The following is a 12,704-nucleotide window of genomic DNA, read 5'->3' on the forward strand; positions in this document are numbered from 1 at the left end:
GAATTTGTCCGCGCGCGCAGTCACGCTCTGGTTCTTCGACGCCCCGAACCCCCGGGACATCCTGCACTCCCCCGACCTGACCACCAACGTCGCACGGGCGCAGACGGTGGGCTCGACCATCTTCGGCGACCGGGTTCTGGTGCCCGCGGTCGACACCACCCTCGACGTGGCCGCCGCGGCACGGGACTCGCATGTGTACGTCGGGCACTACGGATCGCTCGCGGTGGTGAGTTGCTCCCTGTTCGCCACGACCAAACCGTCGACGCTGACCCGGACGGTGTCGCGGATCTGTCCGGCCAAGGCCACGACGCTGCTCTACATCGATCCGACCGAGGCGACCGGCGTGTTCGCGCACTGGGAATCGGGCCAGCTGCGCCGATCCTTCTCCGCCACCCCGGTCACCATCCATGAGGACATCGGACTCCCGTTCGTCCTGGAGCGACCGTTCTGGAGTGGCGAACGCCCGCTGCGGTACGCCGACGGTGTCGCTTTCGAACCGATGACCCTGCCCTTCCATCCCGCCGAACTGGCCGAGCAGGCCAATCGGGAATGGCTGGGGTTCCGGTTCACCCACCCGCTCGCGCCGACCGACCTCGATCCGGCATGTATCCCGGTGACCGGCTTCGCCATTCACCCCGCCGACTACGAGCCGGGTCCCGCCGACACCGCCGCCTATCGGGCCGCAACCGAGGCCGACCGGACCGCACGCGCCGACGCCGCCCGCGCAAGGCAGACGTCGGCAGTCCCGCACCCGACGGACGGTGAAACAGGCGATCACACAACAGGCGGGCACACGCCAAGCGGGGACGAACCGGCCGACCAGGACACCGGCGACGCCGGGGACACGAACCGCGATGACAGCGCCGACGCACCACGGCCACGTAAGCAGCGCGGCCGGGTCGCCCGCTACTTCGGCTTCGGCGTCTGAGAGACCGGGTCCCGGCGTCACACGCCGACGATCAGCAGGCTGACCGAGGCGATGAGCCCGGCCGCCATACCGAGCAACAGGCCCGCCACGATCCATCGCCACACCGCCCGGGTCCGCAGATCCCACAGCGTCCAGCCGAGACCACCGCAGACGGCGACGACCGCGGCCAGTGCCAACCACACCGAGGCACCGGCGACGAGGTCGAACACACCGACGAGCACCAGTGCCGCGAAGATCCCGCAACAGACGGCGACGACGAGCCCCGGCCCCCACGGCGTCGGCTCAGCGGCGGGCGGAGGTGCGGTCACCCGTCCATCGTGCCCGACCGCACCCGCTCGTAGAAGGAGATGGCCGCTGCGGTCGCGACATTGAGCGAGTCGGTACCGCGACTCATCGGGATACGGGCCCGCACATCGGTGGCCGCCATCGCCGCCGACGACAGTCCCGGCCCCTCCGCACCCACCAGGAACCCGACCTTGTCCGCGACGACCGCCTCGGCCAGCGGTATCGCGGCCGGGTCGGGGGTCAGCGAGATCAGCCGGAAGCCGTCGGCGCGCAGGTCGTCGAGTCCGACCGGCCACCCGTCGAAGTGGGCGAAAGGCACCAGCAGCGCATGTCCCATCGACACCCGCACACACCGGCGATACAGCGGATCGGCACAGCCCGCGCCGAAGAGCACCGCGTCGACGCCCAGGCCGGCCGCGTTGCGGAAGATGCTGCCGATGTTCTCGTGGTCGTTGACACCTTCCAGGATGGCGACCGTCCGCGCCCCGGCCACGGCGTCCTCGACGGTCAGTTCCCGCGGACGGCGGGCGGTCGCGAGGACTCCGCGGTTGAGGTGAAAGCCGACGATCGCAGCCATCACCTCCGCGTTCACGCGGTAGAACGGCACCCCGGCAAGCGTCGGCCCGCGCAGATCGTCATCGAGTTCGCGCAGACGTTTGTCGACGCCGAGGAAGCCGTGCGGGGTGAAGCGGGAGGCGATCATCCGCTGCGTGACGAACACGCCTTCGGCGATCACCAACGCTTTTCCCGGACGCCCACCGGGCAACGCGGGCAGGTCGGGCCTGCGGTCGACCGAGCTCAGGTCACGGAAGTCGTCGACGCGCGGATCGTCGGGATCTTCGATGTCGATGACGTCGACGGCGGATGCGGACACGCCGATCAGTCTGACACCCATGTCGAGACGTCCCGCGCCGGGTGTGAAAACGTGGAAGTGTGAGCAGCTCTTCCGCACGTCTACCGCATCTGTCGTGTTCACGGGCCACCGACGCCGACTGGCCCGACATCATCACCACCGACGCGCGAGCGTTCGCGATGCGCAATCCCCTCGAGGACGCCGAACGCGACGACCTCCGCGCGAAGGTCGCCGACGACGACGTGGTGCTCATCCGCGACGATTCCCACCACACCCGGCCCCTGGTCGGGGTGTCGATGTTCTATCGGATGACGATGACCGTGCCGGGTGGGCGGCCGATACCGGCGGCCGGGTTGTCGTGGGTGTCGGTGGCGTCGACGCACCGGCGGCGCGGGATCCTACGCACGATGATCACCGCCCTCTTCGACCAGTGGGAGGCGGAGAACCAGCCGGTGGCGATCCTCACCGCCAGCGAGGGCACCATCTACGAGCGGTTCGGTTTCGGCCCGGCCTGTTTCGCCGATCGGGTGAGCGTGACACCCGGCCGCCCGCAGATGCGGGCGCCACTACCCGACGAGACGACGGTCCGCTTCGCCACTCCGGAGGAAATCGCGGTGACGGTGCCCGAACTCCACGACCGCTGGACGGCGACCGTGCCCGGTGCGCTCGGCCGGTCGGCCGCCTGGTGGCGGCCGATCCTCGCCGACCGTGCCTCCGAGCGCGCCCCGTCGGCGAGCGGTCTGCACTACCTGCTGCACGCCGACGGCTACGCGTCCTACCGGGTACTCAAGAACGACGCGGGCACCGTGGCCGCCGAACTCAACGAGGTCGTCGCGATCACCGACGACGCGCACACCGATCTGTGGCGGGTGCTGATCAGCCTCGACCTCATCCCGTCGCTGCACGGTGCGATCCCGGTCGACGACCCGTTGCCGGTGAAACTGACCGACCTGCGCGCGGTGACCGTCACCGGACACAAGGACGAGATGTGGTTGCGCATCCTCGACATTCCTGCCGCCCTCGGCGCCCGCACCTACGACGCCGACCTCGACGTCGTCTTCGAGGTCGACGATCCCTTCCGCGGGCGGGGTGGAGTCTTCGACGTCACGGTCCGCAAGGGCGCCGCGATCATCACCCATTCCACCGCGAAACCTACTGTTCGCGCTGACATCTCGGTATTGTCATCGATCTATCTTGGCGGCACCGCACCGTCGGCCTTCGCTGCGGCCGGGCGCCTGTGGACCGACTCGCCGACCACCCTGCGGGCACTCGACCGCGCCTTCGCCACCGTACGAGCCCCGTTCGCGGGCACCTTCTTCTGACGCGTCACACCGGCGCGGTCTGTTCAGTCGTCGGCGCCGGCGATGATCTTGTTCAGAATGCCGATGACGTCGCGGAGCGTCGCCTGCTCGTCGGGGGTGAGTTCGGCCAGACGGTCACTGAGCCACGCCTTGCGGGCGGCCGCCTCCGCGGTGATCATGTCGACACCGGCCGGGGCCAGCGTGACGATCGCCTGCCGACCGTCGGTCGGATGCGGATCGCGTTTGATCATGCCCAGGTCCGACAGCGACGCGATCACCCGGGTCATCGACGGCGGCCGAACCCGTTCGGCCGCGGCGAGCGCGCCGGGCGTCATCGGCCCTTCGACGTGCAGGGTGTTCAATGCCGACAATTGGGTCAGCGACACCAATCTGTTGTCTCGACGCCCACGAAGACGCCGCGCGAAGCGGACCACGGCGAGCGAGAGTTCGCCGGCGAGGGTACCGTCTGCGTCGGTTGTTTGCACTCGCTAAGGGTAATTGAACTCAAGGTATTGGCGGCACTCAGTCCGCGGAATTGACCCATTTGGAGGACAACCGATCGCGAGCCGACCTGCGGTGGGGTACTTCTTGTCCTCTTTGTACCGGTTTGATGCCACCCCAGTTGGGCTTGCCCCAATTGGGCTGTCTCAGTCGGGCTGCCTCAGTTGATGAGGTCGGAGATGGGACCGCGGGCGAAATAGGCGACGAAGATCGCCGCGACGAACCACAGCAGCGGGTGTACCGACCGGGCCCGGCCGGCCGCGGTGGCCATCACCACCCAGCTGATGAACCCGACCCCGATGCCGTTGGCGATCGAGTACGTGAACGGCATGACGACGACGGTCAGGAAGGCCGGAAGGGCCAGCTCGAACCGGCTGAAGTCGATCGACCGGATCTGTCCGATCATCAGTGCACCGACGACGACGAGCGCGGGTGCCACCGCCTCCAGTGGAATCACCTCGTAGAGCGGCGTCAGGAACATGGCGGCCAGGAACAGGATGCCGGTGACCACGTTGGCCAGCCCGGTGCGTGCTCCCTCGGCGATACCCGACGCCGATTCCACGAACACCGTGTTCGACGACGACGACGCGGCACCACCGACGATCGCACCGGTGCCCTCGACCACCAGCGCCTTACCGATTCCGGGGAGGTTGCCCTGTTCGTCGGCCAGCCCGGCCTCCTTACCCAGGCCGGTCATCGTGCCCATCGCGTCGAAGAAGTTCGACAGCACCAGCGCGAAGACGAACACCGACGCGGCCAGCACGCCGATACGGGTGAAGGCCCCGAACAGGTCGACGTCGCCGACCAGGCTGAGGTCGGGGACCCCGCCCAGCGAGTCGGGCAGTTTCGGGATCGACAGGCTCCACCCGTCGGGATTCGCCGACGAGCTACCGAAGTCGAAGATCGACTCCAGCACGATCGATACGACCGCGGTGATCACGATGCCGATCAGCAGACCACCGGGCACCTTTCGCACCACCAGCACCCCCATGAGCAGCACGCCGAGCACGAAGATCAGCGTGGGCACGGTCGCGATGGAGTTGTTCATGCCGAGCTGCACGGGGGTTCCGCCGCCCTCGGGTTTGGTGACGAACCCGGCGTCGACGAAACCGACGAAGGCGATGAAGCAGCCGATACCGGCGGCGATGGCCGCTTTCAGCTCGGGGGGTACGGCATTGAAGACCGCGGTCCGGAATCCGGTGACCGCGAGCAGCACGATGATGATGCCGTCGATGACCACCAGACCCATGGCTTCGGGCCACGTGACCTCGGGTGCGATAGTCGCCGCGAGCAGGCTGTTGATGCCCAGGCCGGCGGCGATCGCGAACGGATAGTTGGCGACCAGTCCGAACAGGATGGACATGACACCGGCGACGAGTGCGGTCACCGCGGCGACCTGACCGATCGGCAGTGCGTTGCCGAGGACGTCGGTGTTTATGCCGGGCGAATCGCCGGACGCGGGCACCCCGCCGATGATGATCGGGTTGAGGATGACGATGTAGGCCATCGTGAAGAAGGTGACCAGGCCACCACGGAACTCGCGGCTGAGCGTCGACCCCCGTTCGGAGATCTTGAAGAACCGATCCAGCGTCCGTGCCGGCGCCGACTGTGATGGGGCCGACGGTGATGGGGTCTGCGGTTCCGGTGCAGGTTCCGGGATGCGCGCGGTCTCGGCTGATTCACTCGACTCGTCGGTAGCCACGCCAGGAAAGTTACTCTTAGGACATGTCGGACGCAGTCCCCAACCCCGAACTACAGCGGCCCATCCCGGAACTCCCCCCTGTGCTGCGCGCACCCGAGCCGGTGATCGTGGTCGGGATGCTCGCCTGGGCGGTTGCGACCGTGGTCATCTGGCTGACCGGCTGGGGTGGCGACCGCGCCATCGGGGTGGCACTGGTCGGCCTGGCCGTCGGAGTGCTGGGTACGACGATCGTCGCGGTGCAACGACGCGGTGTCCGCCGTGGCGATCGGGGTGCTCAGGAGGGTCTGGACTGATCTGCCGCGACGGTGCCCGGACGGCGGAACGCTTTGAGTCGCAGGATGTGCCGCAGCACGAACGCCAGTACCGGACGCGCGATCGGCGCACACCATCGCCAGGGCAGGAACGCCACCCATCGCGGTGATCCGGCGATCTCCCAGGTGACGGTGAGGGTGTTGAGCCGCGCCCCGTCGGTGATGGTGAACCGTTCGGCGAAATCCTTGATCGCCCATGGCAGCGAGATACCGGTGCCCACGAGGACGAGCTGCTCGCGCTCGACGACGCCGACGACCTGCTGCGACACGGACAGGATGGTGCCGGACATGGATCGCGTCGCCCCGACCGCGACGCGATCCGATCCGGACACCGTCCAGTCCGGGCCGCTCAGGAATGGCAGCGACGACAGGTAGGGCACCTGTGTCAGCCGCTCCCACACCTCACGACGCGACAAGGGCGTCGTCTCCGAAATCTCGATCGCAAAGGCCGCTCGCCGGTCGATGTAGTCCGACACGGCGTCGGCCGACATCTCACGGACGGCGAACCGGCCCGGCTTCGTCGCGAGTCCGTTCAGCACGAACAGGGCGAGGAGCCCGATCAGCCCGAGCGCCAGCAGGACCCCGACCACCACGAGGAAGACGGTCATCCCGCCCACCGGCGCCACCGATCAAGTTTCATATATGAAGCATAACCAGAAGCCTCCAGCACAGAATCGGGAATCCCCGAATCCCACGACGATGTCCAGCGATGGCGTCCCCGGCGACGACCTGGAGTCAGTGCTCGCCGACAACCTCGATCAACCGGGCACCGAGCACGCCGACCGCCTCACCCAGCCGCGCGAAGGCCGGGTTTGTCGTCTGCCCGAGCACGTAGCGGTAGTAGATCTGCTGCGCGATGACCACCGCCCGGAACAGGCCGAATGCCTCGTACCAGCGCCAACGTTGCGCATCCATCTCGAAGCCCATCGCCGCGCAGTACCGTTCCACGAACTCGGCGCGGGTGAACATCCCCGGTAGGTGCGTCGGCACCCGGCGCAGCGGCATCAGGTCCTCGTCGTCGGCCTGCACCCAGTAACCCAGCGCACCGGCGACATCCATCAGCGGGTCGCCGAGCGTGGCCATCTCCCAGTCGAGGATGCCGACGACCCGGGTCGGGTCGTCACGGTCGAGGACCACGTTGTCGAATTTGTAGTCGTTGTGGATGATGCAGTTCGCGACGTCATCGGGCTGATGGTCGAGGAGCCAGGCGATCTCGTCGGTCAGGGCAGGCACATCGTCGGTGTGCGCGTTGGTGAATCGAGCCGCCCAGCCCTCGACCTGGCGACGCACATAGCCCGTCCCCTTACCCAGGTCGGCGAGTCCCGCCGCCACCGGATCCACCGAGTGCAACCCGACGAGCGTGTCGACGAAGTTCTCGCACAACCGGCGCGCCTGCGCCGGGTCTAGTGGGACATCGGCCGGCCAGTCGGTACGCGGGATGACGCCGTCGATCCGGTCCATCACGTAGAAGTCGGCGCCGAGGATGTCCGGGTCGTCGCAGAAGGCGACCATCGGCGCGAGGTAGGGCAACACGGCGCCGAGTTCGGACTGGATCCGGTACTCACGGTGCATATCGTGCGCCCCACGCGCCTTGGTCCCGCGGGGTGCGCGCCGCAGGATGAGGTCCCGATGCGGATACCGCAGCAGGAAGGTCAGATTCGACGCACCGCCGGAGAACTGCCGGACCTCCGGCAGCCCCTCGGTGTCGGGGGCATGCTCCCGCAGCCACGCCGCGACCCTCGCCACGTCGAAGCCGTCTTCGGTGCGGACCTCGCCGGCACCGGCGACCTGTTCGGTCATGTTCACTCCCACTCGCCTGGTCCGGATCTCTACGTGTACTTACCGAGTTCGAGACGCGCGACAACACTGCGGTGCACCTCGTCGGGGCCGTCCGCCAACCGAAGCGACCGGGCACCGACCCAGGCTGCGGCGAGCGGGAAGTCGTCGGTGAGGCCGCCACCGCCGTGCAACTGGATCGCGAGGTCGATGACGTCGAGCGCCATATTCGGGACCTCGACCTTGATCTCGCTGACCGCCGACAACGCCGCCCGGCTCATCCCCTGATCGAGGAGCCACGCCGCGTGCAGGACCAGAAGCCGCGAACGGTTGATCGCGATCCGCGCGTCGGCGATCCGTTCAGAGTTGCCACCGAGCTTGGCCAGTGGACGACCGAAGGCCTCACGGGAAAGTGCGCGGCGCACACCGAGTTCCAGCGCGCGCTCGGCGAGCCCGATAGCCCGCATACAGTGGTGCACCCGCCCCGGTCCCAATCGGCCCTGCGCGATCTCGAAGGCCCGGCCGGTGCCGAGCAGCACATTCGACGCGGGTACCCGCACATCGGTGAAGGACACCTCGCCGTGGCCGAGCGGCTCGTCGAAGTAGCCCATCGTCGACAGCATCCGTTCCACCTTCACCCCGGGGGTGTCGATGGGGATGAGCACCATGGTGTGCCGCGAATGCCGGTCGGCGTCGGGATCGGTGACCCCCATGAAGACGAGGATCTTGCAGTCGGGATGGCCGACGCCGGTGGAGAACCACTTGGTGCCGTTGACAATCACGTCGTCGCCGTCCGGGATGACCGTGGCGGCCATATTGGTGGCATCCGACGAAGCGACCGCGGGCTCGGTCATACAGAAGGCACTGCGAATCTCGGCGCGCAGTAACGGTTCGAGCCACTGTTCACGCTGCTCCGCACTGCCATAACGCAGCAGCACCTCCATGTTCCCGGTGTCGGGTGCGTTGCAGTTGAAGATCAGCGGGGCCAGCATCGAGGAGCCCATCGCCTCGGCGACCGGCGCATAGTCGGCGTTGGACAGCCCGGCACCGCCGTCGGTGCCGAAGTCCGCCGCGTACCGGCCCGCGTGTTCGGCGGGCAGGAAGAGGTTCCACAGCCCCTGCGACCGGGCCTTCGCCTGCAGTTCGGCGATCTGCGCGGGCGGTGCCCAGGAGTCCTCCCCGGCCGCCCGACGGCGGGTGATGTCGTGGTGGATGTCGGCTTCGCGCGGGGCGATCTCGTCGGCGATGAAACGGGTGACCCGGGCGGTCAGGTCGGCCGAACGCGGTGTCGGGGAGAAGTCCATCCTCCGACCGTACTTGGCCGGTGCCGCCGGACGCAGCCGGTTCGATCACCGGCGCCCGGTCTACCAGTACCTGGTCGACCCCTCCGACCCGGCGGTGGTGCTGATCAGCTTGGCGAAGCAGTGGTCGGAGTCGAATCCCTGTGTGCGACACCAGTTGTTCGCGGCGTCCGGCCCGGGGAAGGTGGCCGCGGCAACGGTGACCCACCAGCCCTTGTAGCTGAACACCGACCACTCGTCGCTGTAGAGCAGCCGGACATCGTTGAAACGCAGGCGCAGGGCCAGGAACTCGTCGAGGATCGCCGGCTCATCCCAGATCCGGCCTTCGGCGTTGAGCCCCGGCCGTTTGGAACTGAGCTGGGCGACCCAACGATTGTTGAGATTCCCGACGATGAACGCGCGGTCGGAGTCGGCCTGCAGACGCAGTGCGCTGACGCTGGTCGCGGACAGGTCGGTCCCGGCGGGCAACGACGGTCCGGTCGCGACCGCCGCGGGCGCGGTGGCACCCCGCTCCGGCAGCTTCAGTTTCGGTGGTGACCCGGAGGTCGGCCCCTTGTCGCAGTCGACGAGGTAGCGATTGATGCCCGGATCGACGGTCAGCGTGTCCGGCAGGCGGAAGAACGACCCCGGCGGATAGGTCAGTTCCATCGTCAGTCCGCCGGTGCTCTCCAGCGATCCCACCGCCACCGGGGCGCGGGCGAAGTCGAAGAATCCGGACGCGACCAGGGCACCGTTCTCGGCGATCGAGATCCTGGTTCGCGGCCCGTAGAGGATGTCACCACCAGGGCAGGTCGCGGATACCTTCATCGTCACCCCCAACCCACCGGAGGTGGTCCGGAAGGACTGCGGCGTGAAGACCGGCGGCGAACCGCACGGCGTGACGTACTCGTCGCCACCGCCGCCCGACTCCTCGGTGGCCGGTGCTCGCATGCTGCCGGGTACGACGGCGCGCGGGCCAGTGGGCGCGAAGCCGGTGATCGCGGATGCGGTGACGGCGACGAGATGGTCGCCTGCCGCGAACACCTTCGGGGTCGCGGAGGTCTCCACGCCGACATCTGCGGTCGGCAGTTCCCAGCGCTCGGCACCGGTGCCCAGGTCGAGGGCGGCGAGGCCGCCATTGCGGCCGGGACCGATCAGCGTCTCACCATCGGTCACCGCATTCCAATCCCACGGCGACGCGTTGGCCGCCGTCGACGACCAGATCTGCCGCCCGGTGGCGGTTTCCACCGACCGGATCGTGTCGTTATCGAGCAGCACCACCTCACGATCGTCGGCGAGCACCAGCCGCGGATTGTTCCCGACGGTTGTCGACCAGAGTTCGGCGCCGTCGCCGGTATCGACGTAACGGGCACCGACGAGCGCCCGATACTGCTGTCCCGGCGTCGCCACGGTTGCCGACGACACGGTGCTGCCGCCGAGCCGCGTGATCGTCCCGTCGGCACGCACCCGTACCACCGGGCCGTCGGTGGGGTTGCCGGAAGCTGCCGATCCGGTGACGACCAGCATCGAGCTGTCGGGCAGCGCCTCGATGGTCGACCGGCCCGGTTCGGACAGCAGGGTCTTCCCGTCACCGGCGGCGAGCACCGTGATGGTGCCGCCGCCGCTGGCGACGAGGTCGTCGGTGGCGGTGAAGTTCGACGCGTCGCCGCTCGGCAGAGCCTCCGGCGGGGTGATCTCGCGTGTCCACACCGTGCCGGCCGGGGTCAGCTTCGTGATCGTCAGCGTCGACCCGGAGTAGGTCCGGGTGAATACCGCGTCCCCGTTGAAGGCGATGCCGTATCCGCTGCCCGGCAGCATGATCGTGTCGGTGGTCGCGCCGCTGCGGACGTCGATCAGGTACACGCGCTGGGTGTCGGCGCAGGCGATGAGGTGATCGACGATGCGGTCGGCGCAGGATGCGACACCCGTGTCGAAGGTCCAGTGTTTGCCCGTCGTCGTGTCGACCCCGACGACCTTCATCGCCCGGGCACCTGCGCTGATGGTGTGGGCGAGAGTCACCACGGTGGTGTCGTCGCGCAGGGCGTCGACGCGCAGATATTGGGAGTCCCATGGAAGTGGCGACACGAACTGGTCTGCGCCGACGTCGCTCGCCGTCACCGCCCACGCCACGCCCGGCGCGGTGGGAAAGGTGCCGGTGAGCTGCCCGGGGAGCAACGGCTGCCGGTCCGCGGTATCGGAATCGGCGGAGTCCCGCTGTGACGACCACCAGGCGATGGCACCGGCTGTCAACGCGACGACGCACAGCACTGCGATGGCCGCGAGCACCCAGGGCACCGCCCGCTGTCCACGCGGTGGCCGAGGCGGTTGCGGTGGGCCGAAGGCCACCCCGGGGCCGGTCGGCGGACCGCCGGTATACGGGCCAGTCGGGTACGGCCCGGTCTGCATCGCCGTCAGCGGCGGGCCGACCTGGGTGGGGTGATAGTGGGGGCCGCTGAACGGCTGGGTCGAGAACTGCTGGGGTGGGGGCTGATTCGCGGGAATCTCATTCGGCGCGATCCTCGTCACCGGGGCTGGGGCAGACGGAGGTAGGTCCGTGCGGTCGGCGATGACTGTCGGATTGTCGGCGTCGGCTTCCGGCGCGGACGGATCCTCGGGTGACTCATCACGACCATCGGCACCAGAATGCGACATCGTTCAATCTAACCGGGTTTCAGCGCCGCGCACGTGTCATCCGTCCAGACCAATTCGCCCTTATCGCCGATTTCGGTCAGTTCGAGCGTCCCACCGGCCCGCGCCCCGCCCGGACTCGGTCGCAACCCCGAGCAGCCATGTACACAGCAGCACCCACGCGGCCCCGAACAGCCAACCGGCGATGACGTCGGTCGTCCAGTGCACGGCGAGATAGATCCGACTCAGCCCGATCAGGCCCGAGGCCAGCGGCGCGAGCAGCAGCACCCACCGGTGCCCCACCACCCAGCCCACACAGCGATAGGCCGTCACCGCGAACAGACCGAAGACGATCATCGTCATCATCGCGTGGCCCGACGGGAAGGCGTAACTGTCGATGACCACCAGCCGATCGCCGACCGGGGGCCGTGGGCGTGCGAACAGCCGCTTGAGCGAGATCATCAGCAGCAGCCCCGACAACGCGCCACCGCCGAGGAAGACCGCCTCGGCGATCCGTCGGCGCATCACCAACACGACGACCACGACCACCGTGGCGATCGTCAGCGACAGGGTGCCGCCGATCGCCGACAGCACATGCGCGACCGATATCCACGGCTCACTGCGATTCGCGACCACCCATCGCAACACCGTCTCGTCGAGCTGTGTCGGCGAAATCCACACGGACGGCGGCTCCTTGGAGGTTGACGGCGGGCCGGTTCAGGCCAACTACAAGCAGGCGGCAAGCCCTCTCGACCAGCCTAGCGAGGTCTCCCCAGGCAGAGAGAGGAATCCCATGTCACACGCCTTGCCGGCAGGACACCCCGCCGTCCGCCGATCTCGGGTGCGGGTTGCGATCGGAGTCATCGGAGTCCTGGCCGTCGCCGCACCGGTGTCGGCCTTCGCCGGCGCGATGTCACCGGCGCACCGCGACGTCCACCCGTCCGACCGGCCGTCGCCCGCCGTCGTCGGGGTAGCGAACCCGACCGGACGCAGCCCCATCGTCGCCGTGGACCCGACCCTGTTCCGTCTCGAGCGCGTCACCGCGACCGTCTTCGTCGGCTGAACGGCCGAACACGTCCAAGTCGGCCGCAAGTCCGCCACAAGGGCGGCCGCGCACTGTCGATGCACCCCCCAACCAG

General features: G+C 68.3%; 13 protein-coding genes. 4 read left to right on the forward strand and 9 right to left on the reverse strand.

From position 1 onward, the window contains the following. Window positions 1-4: 4 nt before the first annotated feature. Window positions 5-928 carry a DUF6928 family protein gene (locus QSJ18_RS13525; protein WP_286327040.1) on the forward strand — a complete coding sequence of 308 codons (924 nt, stop codon included), beginning with the start codon at window positions 5-7 and terminating at the stop codon, window positions 926-928. Window positions 929-945: 17 nt separating this feature from the next. On the opposite strand, the gene QSJ18_RS13530 is transcribed toward QSJ18_RS13525, so the two are convergent. Together QSJ18_RS13530 and QSJ18_RS13535 are read right to left on the reverse strand one after the other, a co-directional pair. Further along, window positions 946-1,236 carry a DUF2537 domain-containing protein gene (locus QSJ18_RS13530; protein WP_286327041.1) on the reverse strand — a complete coding sequence of 97 codons (291 nt, stop codon included), beginning with the start codon at window positions 1,234-1,236 and terminating at the stop codon, window positions 946-948. Further along, entirely contained in the window at window positions 1,233-2,087 is an 855-nt protein-coding gene (locus tag QSJ18_RS13535) for a TrmH family RNA methyltransferase (protein WP_286327042.1), read from the reverse strand. The genes QSJ18_RS13530 and QSJ18_RS13535 overlap by 4 nt, the downstream gene beginning before the upstream one ends. A 59-nt stretch (window positions 2,088-2,146) precedes the next feature. Here QSJ18_RS13535 and QSJ18_RS13540 point away from each other — a divergent pair, with 59 nt between their 5' ends. Further along, window positions 2,147-3,388, forward strand: coding sequence for a GNAT family N-acetyltransferase (locus QSJ18_RS13540; protein ID WP_286327043.1), 1,242 nt, complete (start codon window positions 2,147-2,149; stop codon window positions 3,386-3,388). Window positions 3,389-3,411: 23 nt separating this feature from the next. Here the strand turns inward: QSJ18_RS13540 and QSJ18_RS13545 are convergent, their stop codons facing one another. Both QSJ18_RS13545 and QSJ18_RS13550 read right to left on the reverse strand, forming a co-directional pair. Further along, the gene (locus QSJ18_RS13545) at window positions 3,412-3,852 is read right to left on the reverse strand and encodes a MarR family winged helix-turn-helix transcriptional regulator (RefSeq protein WP_286327044.1); all 441 of its coding nucleotides are present in this window, start codon (window positions 3,850-3,852) and stop codon (window positions 3,412-3,414) included. A 176-nt stretch (window positions 3,853-4,028) separates the two neighbouring features. Further along, window positions 4,029-5,456, reverse strand: a complete 1,428-nt coding sequence (locus QSJ18_RS13550) for an NCS2 family permease (RefSeq protein ID WP_286327110.1) — start codon at window positions 5,454-5,456, stop codon at window positions 4,029-4,031. A 137-nt stretch (window positions 5,457-5,593) separates the two neighbouring features. Between QSJ18_RS13550 and QSJ18_RS13555 the strand changes: the two genes are divergently transcribed. Beyond that, window positions 5,594-5,863: a DUF2530 domain-containing protein gene (locus QSJ18_RS13555; protein ID WP_286327045.1), complete on the forward strand. Its 270-nt coding sequence runs from the start codon at window positions 5,594-5,596 to the stop codon at window positions 5,861-5,863. Here the strand turns inward: QSJ18_RS13555 and QSJ18_RS13560 are convergent. The 5 genes from QSJ18_RS13560 to QSJ18_RS13580 all read right to left on the reverse strand — a co-directional run bounded on the left by QSJ18_RS13560 (window position 5,845) and on the right by QSJ18_RS13580 (window position 12,246). Continuing rightward, a complete protein-coding gene (locus tag QSJ18_RS13560) occupies window positions 5,845-6,507 on the reverse strand; it encodes a hypothetical protein (RefSeq protein ID WP_286327046.1) in 663 nt (220 codons plus the stop codon). The two genes, QSJ18_RS13555 and QSJ18_RS13560, sit on opposite strands and share 19 nt — an antisense overlap. A gap of 109 nt (window positions 6,508-6,616) precedes the next feature. Further along, entirely contained in the window at window positions 6,617-7,681 is a 1,065-nt protein-coding gene (locus tag QSJ18_RS13565) for a phosphotransferase family protein (RefSeq protein WP_286327047.1), read from the reverse strand. Window positions 7,682-7,710: 29 nt separating this feature from the next. After that, on the reverse strand, window positions 7,711-8,961 hold the full coding sequence (locus tag QSJ18_RS13570; protein ID WP_286327048.1) for an acyl-CoA dehydrogenase family protein: 1,251 nt from the start codon (window positions 8,959-8,961) through the stop codon (window positions 7,711-7,713). Between the two features lie 60 nt (window positions 8,962-9,021). Beyond that, window positions 9,022-11,589: an outer membrane protein assembly factor BamB family protein gene (locus QSJ18_RS13575; RefSeq protein ID WP_286327049.1), complete on the reverse strand. Its 2,568-nt coding sequence runs from the start codon at window positions 11,587-11,589 to the stop codon at window positions 9,022-9,024. A gap of 60 nt (window positions 11,590-11,649) precedes the next feature. Continuing rightward, window positions 11,650-12,246: a phosphatase PAP2 family protein gene (locus QSJ18_RS13580; RefSeq protein WP_286327051.1), complete on the reverse strand. Its 597-nt coding sequence runs from the start codon at window positions 12,244-12,246 to the stop codon at window positions 11,650-11,652. Between the two features lie 112 nt (window positions 12,247-12,358). On the opposite strand from QSJ18_RS13580, the gene QSJ18_RS13585 reads away from it, so the two are divergent. After that, the gene (locus QSJ18_RS13585) at window positions 12,359-12,628 is read left to right on the forward strand and encodes a hypothetical protein (RefSeq protein WP_286327052.1); all 270 of its coding nucleotides are present in this window, start codon (window positions 12,359-12,361) and stop codon (window positions 12,626-12,628) included. Window positions 12,629-12,704 lie beyond the last annotated feature (76 nt).

Origin of the sequence: Gordonia heveisoli (genome assembly GCF_030315745.1) — a bacterium.
GTDB lineage: Bacteria > Actinomycetota > Actinomycetes > Mycobacteriales > Mycobacteriaceae > Gordonia.

Excerpts from the sequence above, each read along its gene's own strand:
- QSJ18_RS13555 (WP_286327045.1), top strand. The coding sequence starts at position 5,594 with ATGTCGGACGCAGTCCCCAACCCCGAACTACAGCGGCCCATCCCGGAA.
- QSJ18_RS13565 (WP_286327047.1), bottom strand. The coding sequence starts at position 7,681 with ATGACCGAACAGGTCGCCGGTGCCGGCGAGGTCCGCACCGAAGACGGC.
- QSJ18_RS13570 (WP_286327048.1), bottom strand. The coding sequence starts at position 8,961 with ATGGACTTCTCCCCGACACCGCGTTCGGCCGACCTGACCGCCCGGGTC.
- QSJ18_RS13575 (WP_286327049.1), bottom strand. The coding sequence starts at position 11,589 with ATGTCGCATTCTGGTGCCGATGGTCGTGATGAGTCACCCGAGGATCCG.
- QSJ18_RS13585 (WP_286327052.1), top strand. The coding sequence starts at position 12,359 with ATGTCACACGCCTTGCCGGCAGGACACCCCGCCGTCCGCCGATCTCGG.